This window comes from Mucilaginibacter rigui (genome assembly GCF_014773275.1).
GTDB classification, from domain to species: Bacteria; Bacteroidota; Bacteroidia; order Sphingobacteriales; family Sphingobacteriaceae; genus Mucilaginibacter; species Mucilaginibacter rigui_A.
Map to the genome: position 1 here is coordinate 187,364 of NZ_JACWMW010000001.1, position 20,320 is coordinate 207,683.

Annotated in this window: 17 protein-coding genes; 7 read left to right on the forward strand and 10 right to left on the reverse strand. The window is 43.8% G+C overall.

Going from position 1 to position 20,320, the window contains the following annotated elements; translation table 11 throughout:
• Positions 1 to 4 precede the first annotated feature (4 nt).
• Positions 5 to 400 (forward strand): KUP/HAK/KT family potassium transporter, encoded by a 396-nt coding sequence (locus tag IDJ75_RS00820; RefSeq protein ID WP_191173722.1) that lies wholly within the window; start codon positions 5 to 7, stop codon positions 398 to 400.
• Between the two features lie 62 nt (positions 401 to 462).
• Positions 463 to 2,427, forward strand: coding sequence for a KUP/HAK/KT family potassium transporter (locus tag IDJ75_RS00825; protein ID WP_191173723.1), 1,965 nt, complete (start codon positions 463 to 465; stop codon positions 2,425 to 2,427).
• A 330-nt stretch (positions 2,428 to 2,757) separates the two neighbouring features.
• Here IDJ75_RS00825 and IDJ75_RS00830 read toward each other — a convergent pair whose 3' ends face one another.
• Positions 2,758 to 4,476: an amino acid permease gene (locus IDJ75_RS00830; protein WP_191173724.1), complete on the reverse strand. Its 1,719-nt coding sequence runs from the start codon at positions 4,474 to 4,476 to the stop codon at positions 2,758 to 2,760.
• A 79-nt stretch (positions 4,477 to 4,555) separates the two neighbouring features.
• On the opposite strand from IDJ75_RS00830, the gene IDJ75_RS00835 reads away from it, so the two are divergent.
• Positions 4,556 to 5,212, forward strand: coding sequence for a phosphatase PAP2 family protein (locus IDJ75_RS00835; RefSeq protein WP_191173725.1), 657 nt, complete (start codon positions 4,556 to 4,558; stop codon positions 5,210 to 5,212).
• Positions 5,213 to 5,214: 2 nt separating this feature from the next.
• On the opposite strand, the gene IDJ75_RS00840 is transcribed toward IDJ75_RS00835, so the two are convergent.
• From IDJ75_RS00840 to IDJ75_RS00875, 8 genes are all read right to left on the reverse strand, one after another.
• Positions 5,215 to 5,874, reverse strand: a complete 660-nt coding sequence (locus tag IDJ75_RS00840; protein ID WP_191173726.1) for a hypothetical protein — start codon at positions 5,872 to 5,874, stop codon at positions 5,215 to 5,217.
• A 76-nt stretch (positions 5,875 to 5,950) separates the two neighbouring features.
• Entirely contained in the window at positions 5,951 to 6,439 is a 489-nt protein-coding gene (locus IDJ75_RS00845) for a glycosyl-4,4'-diaponeurosporenoate acyltransferase CrtO family protein (protein ID WP_191173727.1), read from the reverse strand.
• A gap of 46 nt (positions 6,440 to 6,485) precedes the next feature.
• Positions 6,486 to 8,186 carry a M3 family oligoendopeptidase gene (locus IDJ75_RS00850; protein ID WP_191173728.1) on the reverse strand — a complete coding sequence of 567 codons (1,701 nt, stop codon included), beginning with the start codon at positions 8,184 to 8,186 and terminating at the stop codon, positions 6,486 to 6,488.
• A 118-nt stretch (positions 8,187 to 8,304) separates the two neighbouring features.
• Entirely contained in the window at positions 8,305 to 9,234 is a 930-nt protein-coding gene (locus IDJ75_RS00855) for an NAD-dependent epimerase/dehydratase family protein (protein WP_191173729.1), read from the reverse strand.
• A gap of 431 nt (positions 9,235 to 9,665) precedes the next feature.
• Positions 9,666 to 10,268, reverse strand: a complete 603-nt coding sequence (locus IDJ75_RS00860) for a Crp/Fnr family transcriptional regulator (RefSeq protein ID WP_191173730.1) — start codon at positions 10,266 to 10,268, stop codon at positions 9,666 to 9,668.
• Complete coding sequence (locus IDJ75_RS00865) at positions 10,256 to 11,110, reverse strand: UbiA-like polyprenyltransferase (RefSeq protein WP_191173731.1); 855 nt, start codon at positions 11,108 to 11,110, stop codon at positions 10,256 to 10,258. Before IDJ75_RS00865 ends, IDJ75_RS00860 begins: the two co-directional genes overlap by 13 nt.
• A 38-nt stretch (positions 11,111 to 11,148) precedes the next feature.
• Positions 11,149 to 11,781, reverse strand: a complete 633-nt coding sequence (gene yihA / locus IDJ75_RS00870) for a ribosome biogenesis GTP-binding protein YihA/YsxC (RefSeq protein ID WP_191173732.1) — start codon at positions 11,779 to 11,781, stop codon at positions 11,149 to 11,151.
• A gap of 40 nt (positions 11,782 to 11,821) precedes the next feature.
• Positions 11,822 to 14,605: a TonB-dependent receptor gene (locus IDJ75_RS00875; protein WP_191173733.1), complete on the reverse strand. Its 2,784-nt coding sequence runs from the start codon at positions 14,603 to 14,605 to the stop codon at positions 11,822 to 11,824.
• 162 nt (positions 14,606 to 14,767) lie between these two features.
• On the opposite strand from IDJ75_RS00875, the gene IDJ75_RS00880 reads away from it, so the two are divergent.
• Positions 14,768 to 15,256, forward strand: a complete 489-nt coding sequence (locus tag IDJ75_RS00880; RefSeq protein WP_191173734.1) for a VOC family protein — start codon at positions 14,768 to 14,770, stop codon at positions 15,254 to 15,256.
• A gap of 1 nt (position 15,257) precedes the next feature.
• Here the strand turns inward: IDJ75_RS00880 and IDJ75_RS00885 are convergent, their stop codons facing one another.
• Complete coding sequence (locus IDJ75_RS00885; RefSeq protein ID WP_191173735.1) at positions 15,258 to 16,166, reverse strand: serine hydrolase; 909 nt, start codon at positions 16,164 to 16,166, stop codon at positions 15,258 to 15,260.
• Positions 16,167 to 16,348: 182 nt separating this feature from the next.
• On the opposite strand from IDJ75_RS00885, the gene lpxK reads away from it, so the two are divergent.
• The 3 genes from lpxK to IDJ75_RS00900 are packed head-to-tail and all read left to right on the forward strand — an operon-like array spanning position 16,349 to position 20,305.
• Positions 16,349 to 17,404, forward strand: a complete 1,056-nt coding sequence (lpxK, locus tag IDJ75_RS00890; protein WP_191173736.1) for a tetraacyldisaccharide 4'-kinase — start codon at positions 16,349 to 16,351, stop codon at positions 17,402 to 17,404.
• Complete coding sequence (locus IDJ75_RS00895; RefSeq protein ID WP_191173737.1) at positions 17,376 to 18,191, forward strand: purine-nucleoside phosphorylase; 816 nt, start codon at positions 17,376 to 17,378, stop codon at positions 18,189 to 18,191. Before lpxK ends, IDJ75_RS00895 begins: the two co-directional genes overlap by 29 nt.
• Complete coding sequence (locus IDJ75_RS00900) at positions 18,191 to 20,305, forward strand: putative porin (protein WP_191173738.1); 2,115 nt, start codon at positions 18,191 to 18,193, stop codon at positions 20,303 to 20,305. The genes IDJ75_RS00895 and IDJ75_RS00900 overlap by 1 nt, the downstream gene beginning before the upstream one ends.
• Positions 20,306 to 20,320 lie beyond the last annotated feature (15 nt).

Consider the following 20,320-nt stretch of genomic DNA (forward strand, 5'->3'; position numbering starts at 1 on the left):
TAGAGTGTCAAATCATAAAGATCTGCAAAAACTTTCAGCCCCGGGGCTGCTTCCTGGTTTAGGAATAATCTATGGATATGCGGGTACATCACCTTTGTATGTTTTTGCAGCTGTAAACAGCATAACCCCAGTCTCAGAAAAATTATCGCCCGGCGGGGTTTCACTTAATTTTTGGATACCTGCCCTGCAAACCCTTAAATATATTGTAACTACATTGGGTGCCTTTAACAGATTGGTGATGAAGAATGTATTATTTATATATGTACAATTAAAAAGGATAAGTTTATCAGAAGAGCGTAACTTTACGCCCGATATGAGGTTTATAAATATTGAAAAAATACCACTAATGTTTACATCTCCTGGTAGTATTGTAATTGGCAGGGTAAACGTATCATCATAATAAGCATAAGGGCCTGGTTGAAAAAACCGGGCTTTTATGCTGGAAAATAAATTAATAAAATTGTGTCAAGTCAAAAAGATCTGCAAAAATTATCGGCCGCCGGGTTGCTGATAAGTTTAGGAATAATTTACGGCGATATTGGTACATCACCATTATATGTATTTAAGGCTATTGTTGGCCAGGAGCATTCTAATTTTTCGCAACGTATCTCAGAAACGCTGGTGCTTGGAGGCGTATCCCTTATTTTTTGGACGCTTACGCTGCAAACCACTTTAAAATATGTTGTTATAACCCTGCGGGCCGATAATAAAGGCGAGGGGGGCATTTTCTCCCTGTTCTCGTTAGTGCGCCGCAAGGCTAAATGGTTAATTGTGCCGGCCATATTAGGCGGCTGTGCCCTGCTTGCCGATGGTATAATAACCCCGCCAATTACCATATCGTCTGCCATTGAGGGATTACGTACCTATTACCCCGAATTACCAACCGTACAAATAGTGATCGCTATTATTGCCGCGTTGTTCATCATCCAGCAGTTTGGTACATCGCTGGTAGGCAAGGCCTTTGGCCCTATGATGTTTATTTGGTTTACCATGATGGGCGTTTTGGGCGTAAGCTATATTGTAAAGATGCCGATGATATTAAAGGCATTCAATCCATATTATGCCTATCAATTACTTACCAGTAATTATAATGCATTCATAATTCTGGGCGCGGTGTTTTTATGTACTACCGGGGCCGAAGCTTTATACTCCGACCTTGGGCATTGCGGGCGCAAAAACATCCAGATAAGCTGGATCTATGTAAAAACCTGTTTAATACTCAATTACCTGGGCCAGGCGGTTTGGCTGTTACAACATACCGGCCAATCAATAGACCTGAACGCTAATAACCCCTTTTACCAAATTATGCCGCAGGGCTTCCTGATATTTGGTATTGGTATAGCTACTATAGCTGCTATTATTGCCAGCCAGGCTTTAATATCGGGCTCGTTTACGCTTATTGCCGAGGCGGTAAGATTAAACCTCTGGCCAAAAGTACGTATCAATTACCCATCAGAGCAAAAGGGCCAGTTATATGTACCCAGCATCAACTGGATACTTTGTGCAGGTTGTATTGGTGTTGTATTATTGTTTCAGCATTCGGCCAGGATGGAGGCCGCATACGGTTTAAGTATTACGGTTGCCATGCTGATGACAACCATACTGGTATCGAAATTTTTGCAGCGTAAAAAAGTACCTGCTTACATTATCGGTTCGTTTTTAGCGGTTTACCTGCTTATAGAGGGTACATTTTTATTAGGTAACCTGGTTAAGTTTATTCATGGCGGCTGGTTCACATTATCAATTGGTTTGGTGCTGTTTATTATTATGTGGACCTGGCACACTGCCCGCAAAATAAAGAACCGCTACGTGAAGTTTATTGAGATTGACGATTACTTCAACATTATTAAAGAGATGAGCGAGGATGAGAGCGTGCCAAAGTATGCTTCGCAACTGGTGTATTTAACCAGCGCCAACTTTAACTCCGAGATAGAATCAAAGATCATTTACTCGATATTGCAAAAGCAGCCTAAACGCGCCGACGTTTACTGGCTGGTACACGTTGATGTGGTGGATGAACCTTACAAAAGCGAGTACGAGGTTGATTTCCTGGTGCCGGGCAAACTTATCCGTATCGACTTTAAACTTGGGTTTAGGGTTGAGCAACAAATAAACCTGCTGTTCCGCAAGGTTGTAGAGGACCTGGTGAAAAACGGGGAGATTGATATTACCAGCCAGTACAAATCATTAAACAAGCACAAAATTGTAGGCGATTTTAGGTTTGTAGTGATAGAGAAAGTATTGTCGCGTTCACATAACCTGTCGTTTTACGAGAAGGTAATTATGTTTATATATACCGAGTTTAAAAAGATAAGCCTTTCTGAGGAACGCAACTTTGGCCTCGACCTGAGTTTTGTTACGGTTGAAAAGGTACCGCTGATGCTCACATCGCCCGAGAGTGTGAAAATTGAGCGGGTAAAGCACTAAACGTGCTTTCGGATAAAGTTTAAGGGCGTTACATTTGTAGCGCCCTTTTTTGTGCTCGCTTAATTGAGGCAACATTGCAGTAAGCCTAAGTTAGGAAAAAAGCCGTGGCTATGTGCCATTCCATCCCAACGGGAGGGCGCAGTGAGGGGTTAAGCGATAATAGTTAACTGAGCCTCTCCATACCATTACATCCAATCCAACCTCTCCCCGGGGAGCGGGCTATTGCCATTACCCGTTCCACGGCTAAACAAAAAATGCCGGTAAGGAACCGGCATTAATAATTGGTATATTTAGAATATGCATTATTGGCGAATACACCAACATTCATTATTATCTCTTCAAATGTGCGTTTTCGGGTTTGCCTAATACACTGTGTTTGTAGCCATAGGTAAAGTAAATTACCAGGCCTATAATAAGCCACCCCAGGAAACGGATCCAGCTTTCGTATTCAAGTTCGGCCATCAGGTAAAAGCAGCTTACAAGGCCTAAAACGGGTATAAGCGATAGCTTCTTAATAAAGGCCAGTACGGTTAATGTAGCCGAGAGTAGTATGAATAAAAAGTACGGAAACTTTTGATGCAGGTTATCGCCACTAAACAGGTTTACAATGTTATGCCTGAAAAAGTATGCCCCTATAATGAACAGGGTAGGCACTATCCACTGCGAGTTAATATACGGCAGGTGAAACTTGCCTTTTACGGCAGCCTCGCGGGGTAATAAAAGCACGCCGCCGCAAACAAGTACAAAAGCAAATAATGTACCTATGCTGGTAAGGTTGGTAACCTCGGTAAGGTTTAAAAATAATGCAGGTATAGCCACCACAAAACCGGTAATAATGGTAGCGAATGATGGCGTGTGGAATTTAGGGTGGATGCGTGAAAACGCTTTCGGCAATAAACCGTCACGGCTCATGCTCATCCAGATGCGTGGCTGGCCCAACTGAAATATCAGCAATACACTGGCGGTAGCAATAACCGCGCTTATAGATATTACATAACTGATGTTTTTTAAGCCAACTTTAGCAAATACATAAGCCAACGGGTCGCCTACCTGCAGGTCTTTATAATTAACCATGCCGGTTAAAACAAGTGCTATCAGGATGTATAGAACGGTACAGATAATAAGCGAATAGATCATGCCACGGGGCAAGTCGCGCTGCGGGTTATTACATTCCTCGGCAGTGGTTGATATGGCATCAAAACCAATGTAGGCGAAGAAAACACCCGATACGCCTTTCATTACACCGCTAAAGCCGTTAGGTAAAAACGGGTGCCAGTTGGCTGGTGTAACATAAAAAAAGCCGATAACGATAACCGCAATAACAATGGCCACTTTTAAATATACCATGGCATTGGTAGCCTTTTTGGTTTCGCGGATGCCGATATAAACCAAGTAGGTAATTACAAATACGATGGCCAGCGCGGGTATATTGGCTATAAATTTAATATTACCACTGCCGGGCGCTGTAGCCCATGCAGAGGCGGCAATGCGCATACGCTCGGTAATATCGGCCACATGGCCGCCGGCGGTAAGCTGCTGGATCTTCTCGTGCGCGGTAAAGGCCGAAAAGTAATCCATAGTAAGATAGGTAGGCATATGGATCTTGAAACCCTCCAACAGGTTCACAAAATACTCGCTCCATGATATGGCTACGGCTATATTACCGATGGCATATTCCATTAACAAGTCCCAGCCGATGATCCAGGCGATGAGTTCACCAAAAGAAGCATAGGCATAGGTATAGGCGCTGCCCGCAACCGGGATACGTGAGGCAAATTCTGCGTAGCACAAAGCCGAAAACCCGCAGGTAATGGCTGTAATAACAAATAAGATACTTACGCCCGGCCCACCCTGGAAAGAGGCTTCGCCTATGGTTGAGAAGATACCTGCGCCAACAACGGCTGCTATACCCATCAGGGTAAGATCTTTTACGTTTAATGCTTTTTCAAGTTGGGAAGCGGTGCCCGGGTGCTCACTATCGCTAAAACCGCTGGCAACATCAGCCAGTATTTTAGAAACAGATTTTCTGCGAAATATACTTCTCGACATGTAATTTGGTCAGTTAACTTTTTAAACTCAAACATAACCATTTTTTTGCATTGAAAAAGTATATGCTTACTTTGTGCCGATGAATACAGGCGCAAAAGATGTTTTACACAAAATACGCTACCTTTTTATTCCCTATATTTTTATACTGTGCGCCTGCCTTATTATTAAACTGCTGTATACACGGCATGATATTTATTTCGCTATAAACGGCTTCCATACGGTTTTTTTAGACAGCGTAGAACCCTACATCACTTATATAGGCGATGGTGTTACCATAATCATTATATCGGCCATAGTGGCGCTGTGTAATTACCGGGCATCATTCCTGCTCATTACCAGTTATGCTTTAACCGCCCTTACAGCGCAGATACTGAAATACAGTTTTGATATGCCACGGCCAAAGGTTTATTTCGCTAACGAACTGGACAAGATCCATTTTGTAAAGGGGCTTTATATATTATCAGTGCATAGTTTCCCCTCGGGGCATACGGTTACAGCGTTTTCGGCAGGAGTGGTGATAACTTACCTGGCCAGGAATAAAGCCTGGGGAGTGTTATTGTTATTTGTGGCGCTAATGGTTGCTTACTCGCGCATGTACCTAAGCCAGCATTTTTTTGAGGATGTTACCGTGGGCTCGGTTGTAGGGGTATTGGTAACTTTTTTGTGGTTAAGTTATATCGATAGAAAACAGTTTATAAACAGCCCCCGGTGGAACCGGGGACTGCTGAAAAAATAAGGTTATACCTGTTCTAACTGTTGTCTCTTTTTCTTGCGGGCAACCAGTACAATTATTAAAATAATAAGAAGAGCACCACCGCCATAAATGCCAATTTTAGCTGCTGGCGATAATCCTTTTGCGTTTGAAAGGTATTGATCTGTACGCTTTAATTCCGGCGAAACCCTGATAGAGCTGGAGTAAGCCTTATACTCATCTTTCATTACATCCTTGTGCAAAGCCGCATAATAATACTCAAAGGTGTAGGTTACATCCTGTGTGTATATGATAATAAAGTTACGGATCTGAAGGCCTGCACCCTGGTCGGTTTGCAACTCAAATGTTTTTGCCTTTAGATGGCTAATAGTAGTATCGCGCACATTTAAGGTGTGGCCATCGGCCTGGCCTTTAATGCCTTTAATATAATCCTGCAATACCTTGTTCAGGTCGCGTTCTTTTTTAAGCGGCTCGTTATTTTTGGCATTGGGTGCACGTATAACAACCATGTAGCCATACTGGGCGTTGCCAGAATATATGGATTGGCCGAGCGTATCTTTCTTAGTGAATTTTTCAGGTAAGGAAACGGTAACCAGACTATCTATCTTAACCGGTTTTAATGGGGTTTGTGCAAAGCCTGCCGTTGCTAACAGCACCAGGCTAAACATTACAAGTATCTTTTTCATAGATAATTAAACCTATAAAACACATATAAGTTTTAATATGTATAGAAATAGTGGTTTGGGTAATAAGGTAACGTGCTTATTTATTGAGCTTTAGTACCCGTGCCCGGTTGTACTGTTGCAGTAGTATCGGGCTTATATTGTAGATGATATTGGCAAGCATGATAATGACGAAAAATGCGTAATGCATGGTAATAATAGCATAAATGGCGCTGAGCAGGAAGAAAGTAAAACACAGCAAGTGGTAACGCTCGTACATTACAATGGTACGCATATAGGCCGCGGCATTGGCCTTATCTTTTATTAATTTATACTGCGGATTATTTTTGCGGATAAACCTGGTGGCATACTCACCATTTTGCACCAGCTTACGGATAAACTTTACACCCAGCGCCTCATAAAACTTTGGGCTATGGCTTAATTGCAAAACTTTAGCAGGGATAAGCAGACTTAAAAAACTAAGTAGGATAAGTACATAAAGCAATTGCGTGGAATTGGCGGCCATCCAAAACCCTATAACCGGGATAAAGCAGAGGATGGTCCAAAAGAAGTTGATTGCCTGGTTCATGACGTAATATACAAAAAGAGCCTCCTTGTTACAGGAGGCCCTTGCTTTATATCTTATCCATTTCGGCCTTTACAAATTCGGCCAGTTCTTTTACGTAGCCGGCGCTAAAATCAAACTTGATGCCCGCGGTTTCGTAAATTTCTGTAATGGTTTTGGTGTAACCCAGCTTTAATGCATCCAGGTATTGCTGCAGGCCTTTTTCGGGATTTTCTTTATAGTTTTTCCAAACGGCTATAGCGCCAAGCTGGGCCATGCCATATTCAATATAGTAAAATGGCACTTCAAAAATATGCAGCTGTTTTTGCCACAGGTTTTGTTCGGCTTCGGGATGTTCGCTCCAATCGGCAAAACCGGCTCCAAATGGCTCGTAAATCTTTAACCACGCCTCGGTACGCTCGGCATCGGTATGGTCGGGGTTAGTATAGATCCAGTGTTGAAACTGGTCTACAACGGCTACCCATGGCAGGGTTTTCAGTACATCGAACAACTGGTCGCGTTTTGCGCGTTTCAAATCCTCTTCGTTATCAAAATACACATCCCAGTTATCCATCGATATCAACTCCATCGACATGGAAGCCAGTTCGGCAACCTCGCTTGGGCAATGTTTAAAATCGTTCAGTTCAAGGTCGGCAGTTAAAAAAGTATGTACCGCGTGGCCGCCTTCATGTACCATAGTGGTCAGGTCACGGAAGGTATTGGCCGAATTCATGAAGATGAACGGTGCGCCCGTTTCAGACAGCGGGTAATTGTAACCGCCCGGTGCCTTGCCTTTGCGGCTCTCTACATCAAACAGGTTGTTATCTTTCATGATCTCTAAACGCTCGCCCAGGTAACGGTTGATATTGCTGAAACACTGGATAGATTTTTCAACCAGTTCGGCACCGCTGTTAAATGGCTTAAGGGCCGGCTTGCCGGAAATATCAACATCCATATCCCATGGTTTAAGGGCATCAACACCTAAAGCTTCCTTACGTTTTTCGGCCTGCTCGCGCAGGATAGGGACGATCTCGGTTTCGATAGCCGCGTGGAAAGCGTAGCAATCCTGCGGAGTGTAATCAAAACGGCCAAGCGCCTGGAACATGTAATCGCGGAAGTTCTCAAAACCTGCATTCAACGCTACTTTATGGCGCAGGGCACGCAGATGATCGAACAGGGTATCCAATACCGTTTTTTCCTGCAGACGGCGTGCGGTTATCTTTTCCCAAACTTCCTGGCGCTTGCTGCGGTCAGTATCTTTCAGGAAAACTGAGGCTTGCTCTAAGGTGTATTCCTTCTCGCCGATATGTACGCTCATGGCGCCGGTAATCGACTGGTATTTTTGCTGCTCTACCTGGATCTCCGTTTGCAGCGGGATATTCTCCTCACGGAAAAGCTCAAGCGATTTTTTAACCGCGCGAAGCATAATGTAAAATTTCTCTTCGTTCAGTTGGTCAACATATTCGCTTTCGACAAGCTTCTTGTTCAGGTCGTTATTATAGGGAGCTGTTTTTGGCTCTATCTCGGTAGCGAAGTATTGGAATTTTTCAAGCAGTTCCTCGCTGGTGGTATCGCAGGTCATGCGGATGTAGCGCCACGCAAAATCTTCTTCAAGGGCGGCTTGCAGTTCGCTGCCATCCTTTAACCATTGTTCCAGTTCTTCAACTGAATTTATGGGGCGGGCTAATAATTCTTTGTAAATAGGTTCCAGCGTTTCCCATTTAATTTCAAGGTCGGCCGGGATATATGTTCTTGTTTTTTTATGGATCATGGGTTTATAAAAATGTAGATATACAAATATGCAGATTAGAGTCTAAAGTCTAAAGCCCAAAGTCGATAGTAGAAAGTTAAATTTACATACTTCGGACTTTCGACTTCAGACTAACGACTTACACCGGCTTATATATCGTCTTTGCTACTTCTTTTATCCCATCTTCATAGCTTGTTGGTTTAAACTTGAAAGCTTTCTCAAATTTATCGGAGTTGAATATATAATCATGATCGGTTTGGTAATACATTTCTACCGTGCCGGCAATCAGCTTGTTAAATAAGCCCAGTATCCAAAGCATAAATTTACGTACGCGCATAAATTTTGGCTTAACGCCATAAATGCGTGCGGCAAGCTCTAAAAACTGGTGACCTGTCATTGCCGGAGCGGTAGGCAGGTGCCAGATCTGGTTGGCACTTTCGGGGTGTTGCCCCAGCAGGTACATGGCGCGGCCGCAATCGGGGATATAGATAAAATTGTGCAGCTTGTTTGGGTCGCCCATCCATTGCGCGGTTTGTTTTTGGGCATACTTGGCTAATACCATCATATCTAAAAACGCATTGGTGCTTGTAGTGCCATAAAAATCGGGGGCACGGGCTATGGTGGCGTTCAGGGTGCCTGCGTTCACCTCGCCCATAATGGTGTTGGCTATTGCCGCGCGCACTTTCCCTTTTTCGCTCGCTGGGTGGTAAGGGGTATCCTCTTTCATCGGGCCGTATATAAGGCCGTACATGTAAACGTTATCGAAGAAGATGAGCCTGGCGTTATTTTCCTTGGTTACCTTAATAACATTACTGATGATTATTGGCCATTGTTCCTGCCAGATCTTTACATCATAAACCAAGCCTGCGCAAAGGTATATTACGGTTGCGCCTTTAACGGCTTCCTGTACTTCGTTGTAATTCAATAAATCGGCTTTGCGCCAGGTAATGTTGTTACCTTCAATATCTACCTGGCGGCGGCTAACCAACCTTACCGGTATGTTATTTTTTACTAATTCGGTTGTTAAGGCGTTTGCTACCGGCCCGCCGGCCCCTAATATAGTGTGCATAATGTTTTCGTTTTAATTGTATGATACAAATGTACGGCCGCATTGAAAACCAAAACGTTAACATAAGATAAGAATTTGGCGCTTAGTGAGTGGAGAATGGTGAATGGTTTGCATGGCGTTAGTCTACTCACCCGGTCGTTGCTTCGCTTGACCACCCTCTCTTCGCTGCGCGGAAAGAGGGTGAAGCCACTTTTTATCTTCACCCTCTTTGCGCAGCAGAGAGGGTCGGCCAGCGTAGCGCAGTCGGGGTGAGTCGACCGCGTTAGGGATTGGCGAGGATACCGGCCTGTGGCTAAGGCCTGTGCAGTATGAGCATAAAGCCCGGGCCGCAAGCAGCGCCAAAGTTATAATTCAAAAAAATAATTGTAAAACCCACCGACTTGCATATAGCCGATAGATACACTGCGCTATCGCTCAGCATGACAAATAAATTAAATCAATATCCGCTTCCTGATTCTTGATAAGGATACCGGTGTTATACCCAAAAAATTGGCTATATAATGCTGCGGCATGCGTTGCAGCACATCGCGGCCGGTTTCTAAAAGTTTTAGGTAACGCTCTTCGGGTGTTTGGGTGATGAGGGAGGTTACGCGGTCTTCATAGCAGATGAGGTAATGTTCGGCTATGAGCCTGCCAAAACGCTCCATTTTATAGGCCAACATAGGGTTGGCCAACATTTTATCCAAATTGGGTTTGCTGATGAGGATGATCTGCGTAGGTTCAAGCGCCTGGATATAATTGCCGCTCGGTTCGCCGGTTAAAAAACTTTTGTACGAGCTTACAAACTCCCGCTCAAAGCTAAAGTAACCCGTAACATCGTTACCCTCAATAATGTGATAGTACCTTACCGAACCGGTGAGTACAAAGCCAAAATGCCTGCAAATGGTGCCCGCTTCGGCAAAGTGCTGTTTCTTTTTGTAGGTGGCCAGGCTAAGGTGCTGGGTAAATACTATCCATTCGGCTTCGTTAAAGCTTACGTATTTTTCAAGGCTTTCCCTGAAAACGTTAAGCTGTGCCGATGTTAGCGCATCCATACCCTATCCATTAAAAAAAACGCCGCAAACACCACACTGGCAATGCCGTTGGTAGTCATAAAGGCGATGTTTACGCGGCTCAGGTCGTTTGGTTTTACCAGCAGGTGCTGATAGATAAGCATGGCGCAAAAGAACGCGATACCGATGTAATAAAGTACACCCACATTGGTATAAAGCACCGGCATAAAAATAAATATAGCCGAAAATACATGCAACACGGTAGATAACCTTAAGGCGTTAACCTTACCCAGCCATGCGGGGATAGAGTGCAGCTTTTCGTTCCGGTCAAAATCTTCGTCCTGCAGGGCGTAGATAATATCGAACCCGCTCACCCAGCATAAAACTGAAAGCGAGAAAAATATAGGCGTTAAGGCAAATGCCCCGGTAACTACCAAATAAGCACCGATAGGGGCGAGCGATAGGCCTAAACCTAATACCATGTGGCAAAGTGCTGTAAAGAGTTTGGTGGCGCTATAACCCAAAACCACCAGCAAAGCAACCGGCGAAAGGTAAAAGCAAAGCGGGTTAATAAACCAGGTGGTTAATATAAATAAGGCGCAATTGGTTAAAGTAAATGTCAAAGCCGCCGCCGGAGAAATTCTCCCTGCGGGGATATCCCGCTGTTTGGTACGCGGGTTTTTGGCGTCGATGTTCCTGTCCAGATACCGGTTAAAGGCCATGGCCGAGTTGCGGGCAAATACCATACAAAGCAGCATCATCACCAGCTTTTGCCACTCAAATTTGTGGTTGGTAGTGGTAACTGCCAAAAAGAAGCCTATAAAGGCAAACGGCATGGCAAATATGGTGTGCGTAAAAGTTACTAATGATAAATACTTTTTCATTGTTTTGGGTTCCCCTCTTGAGTGGGGAGCAAATTTATTTATTTACTATAATATTCTTCGTCGTAATCGGGTGCTTCAAAGCTTTGGTTAATGTTGCTTATAAATCCCAGGATCTCGTCCCGGCCGGTGTGCAGCTCGGACGAGGTAATAAAGTGCTGCGGCGCTTCTTCAAAAAAGGCCAGCATGGCTTTGCGGAATTTGGCTATGTTCTGATCTGTTTTCACTGCTGATTGTTTATCGGCCTTGGTAAATACCAATACAAAGGGCAGGCCTTTTTCGCCCAGCCAACTGCAAAATTCAAGGTCTATTTTTTGAGGCTCCAGGCGGCTGTCAATCAAAACCATTACACATTGCAGGCTTTCGCGCTTATCAAGGTAGGTTTGGATAAATTTGTTCCAGTCGGCTTTTTTTGATTTGGATGCACGTGCGTAACCGTAACCCGGCAAATCCACAATGTACCAGGTTTCGTTCACATAAAAATGATTGATAAGCTGGGTTTTGCCCGGTGTTTGCGATGTTTTGGCAAGCCCCTTTTTTTGCACCAGCATATTTATAAGCGACGATTTACCCACATTACTACGGCCGATGAAAGCATACTCGGGCCTGGTAGGTGGCGGCAACTTTGATATCTGGGTGTTGCTGCAAATAAAGTCGGCAGATTTTATGATCATGCTGCAAAGGTAGTGTTTTGCGGCTTAACCAACTAAAAGCCTAATTACGGCCGGTTGGGTAGGTTATCATAGGTTTGGCGTTCGTTTTTTTGTCATCCTCTTTTACTGTTGATTTATTAAACTTAAACTGCAGGGTAAGCATAAAGTACCGTTTAATAATTTGCGATTGCATATCCGTTATCGAATTTTCATTAATAAAGCGGTACGAGCTGATGTTTTGGTTAAGAATGTCATAACAGGATAGTTTTATCTCGCCGCGGTCTTTCTTTAAAAACTGGTGGGCAAGGCTCAGGTTAAGCAAATTACTGCTTTTTTGAAAGCCGGGGGCAACCAGCGGGTTATACCTGTAAGTATAGTTGCCCTCTACATTAAATTTAACCGGTAAAAATATATTGAAGTGAGCATCGGCATTATGGGTAAGGTATTTTTGGTTGGCATAATTAACCCCGCTATAGCTGGTATAAACATTTGTTATTGTATATTGAGGATCAATCTGGACGATTTCCTTGTAACTAAACGAGAGGCGTTCAGATATGCTGGCGCGATAAGAATCCTGGAACCCATTCATCCGGTTCAGTACAAAAAAGCCATGGCTTTTAGATAGATTAAAGTTGGTTGAGGCGCTTAACTGAAAGTCGGTTTGTTTTTTAAACTGCTTACTAACATACCCCCCTAAATTTAAATTGTAACGGCCGTTTCGGTTAATAGGTGTACTTGTTTCTGATAACTGCTCATCAACTGTGCGCTGCCTGAAAATGGCGTTTTGTTCAAAAGACGCGCTACCCCTTAAGTTATAACTTATGCCATGCTGATAGTTGTAAACAGAGTAATTAACATCGAAGTTATTACGTGTTGTAGGTTTTAAGTTTGGGTTACCCGTAACCGAATACGAAGGGCTGAACACCACCGTGTACGGTATAAGGTCGCCAATGTTGGGCAGGTTAACGCCGCGGTTGTACCCTGCAGAAAAGCCTTTAATATTGATGTTTAAACTGGGAAGCAGGAAAAAATAATGCTGGTTAATATCGGCCACATCCCGTTTAAAAATATTATTTACTTGTTGAAACTGGTTGCCCAGGCGCGCTACAATATTTATGTTCTTTGGCAAATTAAATGTGATGCCGGGTGTTACGGTTTGCGACCACGTGTCGCGGGTAAGGTCGTTGCTTTTAACCAGTAAAAAGCTGTCGTACTCGCCGGTTATGGGGTTATAATCGTAAGTAGACGTTTTGTTAAGGTCATCATTAAACGATGTAGAGGCGGCAATTTCTGTGGTTAACTTTTTACTTACCGGGTAACGGTAACTTGCCGAGAGGTTTACGGAGGTGCTCCGGTTATCATTATCGGCCCTTTGCCTGAACGCGTATGAGGGGAAACTCGCCACGTAAGAGGTGTAATCAGTATTGTCAAAATTATGCCCCCTGCCCGGGCTAACGTATAAGCTATGGTCGATGTTGATTGACGAGCCTTTCTTTTTTAGCTGATGGTTGTAATTTAAAGATTGCTCGAACCGGAACGAATTACCCGAGGAATTGCTGTTACTAACCGAGTTACTGATAGGGTTTATAAAGTTGCTGTAACTGTTGCTGCCGTTTTCACTGTTGCCGCTATTGGTATTAAAGGTTAATAATGGCAGGTACCTAAGTTGTGTCTTATCGTCCGGTTTCCAGGTTACGGTACTGCTTAAACTGTGCGAATAAGTGCTGCCATGGCGGTTATTTGATGAAGCTGTTACCGCGGTGGTATCGTTTAAAAACTGCTGCCGGTTGGTGAGCGTGCTGTTTTCTGATAGCGTGTTTTTATATAGATAGGCTAAATTTACCTTTAGCTTTTTGCCATAATCTGTATTGATATTTACACCAGCGTTTGTGGCGGTTTGTTTACCGTTGCCCGCGCCGCCGCCAAACGCAATGCCGCTGCGCGATATGGCCTCGCCGCCGCGGTTTAACCCTCCTGAGGAGTACAGGTCGTTAAAATCAAATCCTGTGCTGTTTAAATCGTTTGATGCGGCCAGCACGCTTATTTGCAGGGTATCCCTAAACATGTTGAGCAATCCACCGGTTTGGTAGTGCCCGTTTGTGCCCAGGCCGCCGTACACTTTGCCGAAAACGCTTTTCTTTAGCGCTTTTTTAAATTTCAGGTTGATGATCTTGTTAAGTTTTGATTCGGGTATAAGGTGGTCGGGATCGTTCTCACGGTCGTCATAAACCTGCACCTTAGCTATCATATCTGCATCCAGGTTGCGGGACGCGATGCGCAGATCAGAGGAGAAAAACTCTTTACCATCAACCAGTATCTTGGTCACATCTTTGCCCATTACGGTGATACTGCCATCATTTGCTACTTCTACGCCGGGTAGTTTTTTCAGCAGGTCCTGTACCACGGCGTTGGGCCGCACTTTAAAAGCCTCGGCGTTAAATTCTATGGTATCCTTACGGATCACAATGGGGATGCGTTCGCCCGTTATGGTTACTTCCTGCAACTGTTTGGGGTTAAGGTGAACGGCGCCCAGGTCAAGGGTTGTTGTTTTGGCATCAAGCGTAATTAATTTTCGATAAGGCTGATACCCCGCAAATGATATAAATACTTTAATAGGGATGCCTTTGGGGATGTTATGCAGGTTAAATACACCGTTTTTATCGCTTATGGTATATGATATCAGTGTAGATAGGGTGTCGCGGTTATTTAATACGGCTACAGTTGCAAACTCTACCGGGGTATTGGTTAATGAGTCGGTTACCTTGCCCTTAATAATAGCTTTATTTTGGGCGCGCAGGTTTACAGCGGCGAATAATAAAACGGGTAACAGTAGATATTTATACATGCAGATGATAAGCGTCGGTAAGTTTGTTTAAAAGTGTACAAAATGTTTTTAATCAGCCCAATCTGTTAACATTTATTAACTATTTGTAATGCAAACATTACATTTGAATAACACCTGTTGACTATAATTAAGTTACATTTGTATGTTTAAACATGTAATTTTATGAACGATTATAAAATACCCGCCCAAACCCGAATAGGCCATGTGCACCTAAAAGTAAGCGACCTGCAAAAATCGATGGCTTTTTACTGCGACTTACTGGGCTTTGAATTGATAACCATGTACGGCGACCAGGCCGCGTTTATTTCGGCGGGTGGCTATCATCACCATATCGGGTTAAATACCTGGCAAAGTAAAGGTGCGCCGCCAGCGCCACAATATGCCCCGGGTTTGTTTCATACAGCTATTTTATATCCCGAAAGGAAAGATCTTGCCGCTATTTTACAAAGGTTAATTGATAATGGATACCCACTTACCGGCGCATCTGATCATGGCGTATCCGAAGCTTTGTATCTGGACGACCCGGACGGTAACGGGGTTGAATTGTATTGGGACAGGCCGAAAGATAAATGGCCTACTGACGATGCCGGTAACCTTACCATGTACACGCGCCAACTGGATATCCCGGGTTTGCTGGCCTTGTTAAAATAAGCTATTCATTCAGCATATACTTCTCTATTCCGGCGGCGGGATGCCACTTGTTGCCGGGTTCAAAATAATGCCATAACAAGGCCGATACTTTTTTGATGAGTAGATCTGCCTCATTGTCGGGCACCCAGCGCTGGTCTTTATTGTTTTTGGTGATGATGGAGAACACATAATTGCCATGCGGGGCGTTCACTAAAACCGTTTCAGATTTTGAAGCATCAACCGCGCCCTGTTTAGATAAGGTTTGTACATACGGCGGAATTTGCGATAGCGCACCGTCATCCCAAAAAATCCGGTTCAGCATACGGCTCATGCGTTCGCTTGCGGCGGGGCTTATCGCCTTACCATCATGTATCATGGTAAACAATCGGCACATCTCGCGCGGAGTGGTAACACCCCAGCCGTAAACCTGCCATATTGCCTGGCGTGCCGGTATGCGCGAGTTTACCCGCATCACTTTAAATCCGTTTTGATCAAGCCAGTTGTTGATGTAGTCGCCTCCTACAAGCTTTTGCAGCCAGGTGCTTGCGGTATTATCGCTCATAGTTATCATCAGCAGGGCAACTTTACTTACCTGTATGGTGTCTTTATCTTTAAACGAGCCCAGTATGTCTACACCAGGGTATAAAAGCGAATCGCGGTAAACAAGTTTTTGGTTATACTGCATTTCGCCTTTTTCTATCTTATCCATTAGCCCGCTTAAAATACTCACCTTTATCATGCTGGCAGTAGGGAACAGGGTATCGGCGTTTATCTCGGCTGTTTTTCCTGTTTTTAAATTATGCACGTAGATGCCAACATCGCCATTGAAATTTTTAGTGGCTGCTTTTAATTGCGCGGTAAGCTTTTGATCGGTTTGGGCAAAGGTGGTGAGGGTGGTGAAAAGCAGGAGTGTGGATAGAAGGTGTTTCATATAGGTGCATTGATAAATTAAAGGTATGAACTTTTCATTAACCAAGCGTCATTGCGAGCGAAGCGTGGCAATCTTCGATAGAAAAGTTGACTACAAGTATATCGAAGATTGCCACGTCACTATGTTCCACAATAATGCTTTATTAAAATTAAACATCCTCTTTTCCTATCTTTACATCATCTATGCAATACCTGCGCTGGCTTTTATTACCATTTTCGTTACTGTATGGTTTGGTGGTTATCATCCGTAACTGGTTTTATGATGCAGGCCTGTTTAAAAGCAAACAGTTCGATTTGCCTGTAATATGCGTAGGCAACCTGGAAGTTGGAGGCGCGGGAAAAAGCCCCATGACGGAATACCTTATACGGCTATTAAAAAACGACTATCAATTAGCCACACTTAGCCGGGGGTACGGCCGCCATACCAAAGGTTTTATTCTGGCAGATATGGCAAGCACATCTGCTCAAATAGGCGATGAGCCATCGCAGTTTAAGCATAAATTCCCTAACGTTTCGGTAGCTGTGTGCGAGGATAGGGTAGCCGGCATCGATCAGCTGAAAACCAACCACGATCTTATTTTACTGGATGACGCCTTTCAGCACCGCGCGGTAAAACCGGGCTTAAGTGTTTTATTGTTTGATTACACCCATTTGCAACAACCAAAATTTGTGCTGCCTGCCGGTAACCTGCGCGAGCCTTTTAGTGGCCGTTGGCGGGCAGATGTTATGGTTGTAACCAAATGCCCGGATGATTTAACGGAGCGGCAAATGACTAATAGCTATGAAAAAATTGCTCCGCTAAACTGGCAGCCATTGTTTTTTAGCGCCATAAGCTACCAGCCGTTGCAAGACATGGAGGGCCAGCTTGTGGATTTTACGATGGACGCAAATACCACTGTTTTTTTACTAACGGGTATTGCTAACCCTAAACCTTTGGTACAGCACATTAACCAGTTTACTGTAAACATTATTCACCATAATTATCCCGACCATCACCCCTTTAGCTTGAAAAATATGGTTAAACTTGCGGGTGAATTTTCTGCCTGTAAATCACAAAAAAAAGTTATTATCACAACAGAAAAGGATGCGCAGCGTTTAGGGGTACATGAACTGCTACCGGCCGTTGCGCAATTGCCCGTTTGGGTGCTGCCAATAGGCATAAAGTTTTTAAATAACGGGCAGCAGGAATTTGATAAAACAATAATAAACTATGTTAGAGAGCATACAGAACACTACTGATTATATAAAAAAACGTATTGGCGACTTTGAACCCGAAGCCGGGATTATTTTAGGTACGGGCCTTGGCGCTTTGGTTAACGAGATAGAAGTTGAAAAACAACTGATGTACTCCAATATTCCCGATTTTCCGATGTCTACACTTGAGTTTCATTCGGGAAAATTGATATTTGGTATGCTGGGCGGTAAAAGAGTGGTTGCAATGCAAGGCCGTTTACATTATTACGAGGGCTATACCATGCAGCAGATCACCTTCCCGGTTAGGGTGATGAAAATGCTGGGTATTAAAACACTTTTTGTATCAAACGCGAGTGGCTCGCTAAACCCGGCTATAAAAAAGGGCGATCTGACGATCATTGAAGATCATATAAACCTGCAGCCCATGAACCCGCTTATTGGCCGTAATGATGTTGAACTCGGCCCGCGTTTCCCTGACATGAGCGAACCTTACAGGCATGGCCTGATAGAAAAAGGACTTGCAATTGCTAAAGCAAATAATATTACCTGCCATAAAGGAGTTTATGTTGCAGTTACCGGCCCAAACCTGGAAACACGCGCCGAATATAAATACCTGCGTATAATTGGCGGAGATATTGTAGGCATGAGCACGGTGCCCGAAGTGATAGTGGCAAACCATATGGGCCTGCCTGTATTTGCCATATCGGTAATTACAGATGAGGGCTTTACCGAGGTGTTAAAACCGGTATCGCTTGAAGAGATACTGGCTGTGGCAAGAGAAGCCGAACCAAAATTGACTGTAATACTCAAAGAATTAATAGCAGGGCTTTAATGGCGAATAAGCTTAAATATTTATTGATACTGCTGATCTGTGCGTTTGCAGAGACGGGCTTTGCGCAGGTGGTAGGCAACCCAAGGTTCCCGGGGCAAACCCCTAACGATCCGGTTTACTCACGCGATACTTCAAGGTACCGGAGAACCAAAAATGGTGATTCACAGAATATCGATTCGATACGGAAACGCGAGGAGGGGAGAAAAGACTCGATCGTTTTTACCTCTAAATTTATAAAGGTTACCAGTGAGCGCCTGCTGATGGATAGCATCCAGCTGTTCCCGTTAGATACCGGTTTGGTAAACTTTGAAAATTATAGTCCGCTTAACCAGCCCCGTAACCCTAAGATAAGCCTTGGCTATACAGGCGTGTCTCAACGCGACCTGCTATTTAACCCGCGAAAAACCATTGGTTTTGATGAGGGGCTGCATGCACTTGATGCTTATATGCTAAACCCGCAGGATATTAATTATTTTAATGCCCGGGCGCCGTATACATTACTGTCACTGTTCAGTTCGCTCGGCGGGTCTGTTGAGCAATTGTTTAAGGTGGTGCATACCCAAAACGTTAAGCCCAACTGGAATGTGGGCCTTATGATGAACTTCAACGGATCGCGGGGATATTACAGTACCAACGGTATATTGGGGCAAAACGTAAGCGGTTTTAATTTTGGATTGTTTACCTGGTACCATAGCGTTAATAAACGGTATAACCTGTTGGCCAATGTGTTGTTTAATAACCTTAAGGCCCCCGAAACAGGATCTATCTTAAAGGATACGATATTTAACAGTTCAGGATCATCCTTTAACAAAACCGGTGAGCCTGTACGGCTGCCTAGTAGTTTTACCAATTGGAAAAGCACCGGGATTTATGTTAAACAGTTTTATTATATAGGCCATATAGATAGCCTTAATAATGGTAAGGCGGGCAATAAAAATGTGCTGCCCACGCAGCGTGTAGCCCATACGTTTTATTTTAACCAGCGTAAATACAATTACCTGCAAAATGGCTTAGATACATACGGAGCGTTCCCCGATTATTATTTCAGCGCAGGCCGCTCGCGCGATTCGTTGAACGTTTTGCACCTGCAGAATGAATTTTCGTACAGCTTTTACCTGAGGCCAAAATCGGCAAAGCTGATCAGGAACGAGCTTAAGCTTGACGTTGGTCTGATACATGATTTTTATAACATGAGCCAGTTTGTATCTGATACGCTTATAAATGAGTTTGGGCAAAAGCAATTGAAACCTTCAAGGGTGCAGAACGAAACATTTCAGAATATTACTTTAAAGGCGCGCCTTGGCTATCGCTTTAGCGACAGGATAAACCTGGATGCCGATATACGCCAGATAGTACAGGGCCGCAACTTTGGCGACTTATTATATGATGCCAAACTTACCCTGGCAGGTAACAAAAAAGCCGGCCGTATTGTGTTGGGTGCATACCTGCAAAGTAGTTCGCCGGGGTTGGTTTACACCAACTGGATCTCGAACCATTATATTTTTAACAATAATTTTAATAACCAGAAAACTACAAACGCATCATTCAATTACATTAATGATGCCCTGCAGGTTGATCTGAAAGCCGAGTATTTCCTGATAACAGATTACCTGTATTTTGCCGCGCAACCGGGTGGTATTGATGCCACACCAAGGCAATACGGCTCGTCTGTTAATTTACTAAAGGTAAGCCTGGGCAAAAACCTGCAATGGCGCAAACTCCATTTTGATAATTATGTAGTTTACCAAAAAACAGACAAAGCCGATTTGTTACGCACGCCCGAGGTTTATACTTTTAGCAGCCTGTATTACGGTGCAAACCTATTTAATGTGCTTAACTCGCAATTTGGGGTAAGCGTGCGATACAATACCGCATATACTGCGCCATCATATGCAGTTGGCTTGGGGCAGTTTTATAACGGGCCCGATATTACATTTACATCGTACCCTATTGCCACACTGTTTTTTAAAGCCACACTACAGCGCACTAACCTGTTTATTCAATATGATTACGTGAACCAGGGCCTTTTTAGCAATGGCTTTTACACTGTTAACCGCTACCCGCAAATGGATAAAACGCTAAAGTTTGGAGTAGCCTGGACGTTTTATAACTAAGTTATTCACAAAAAA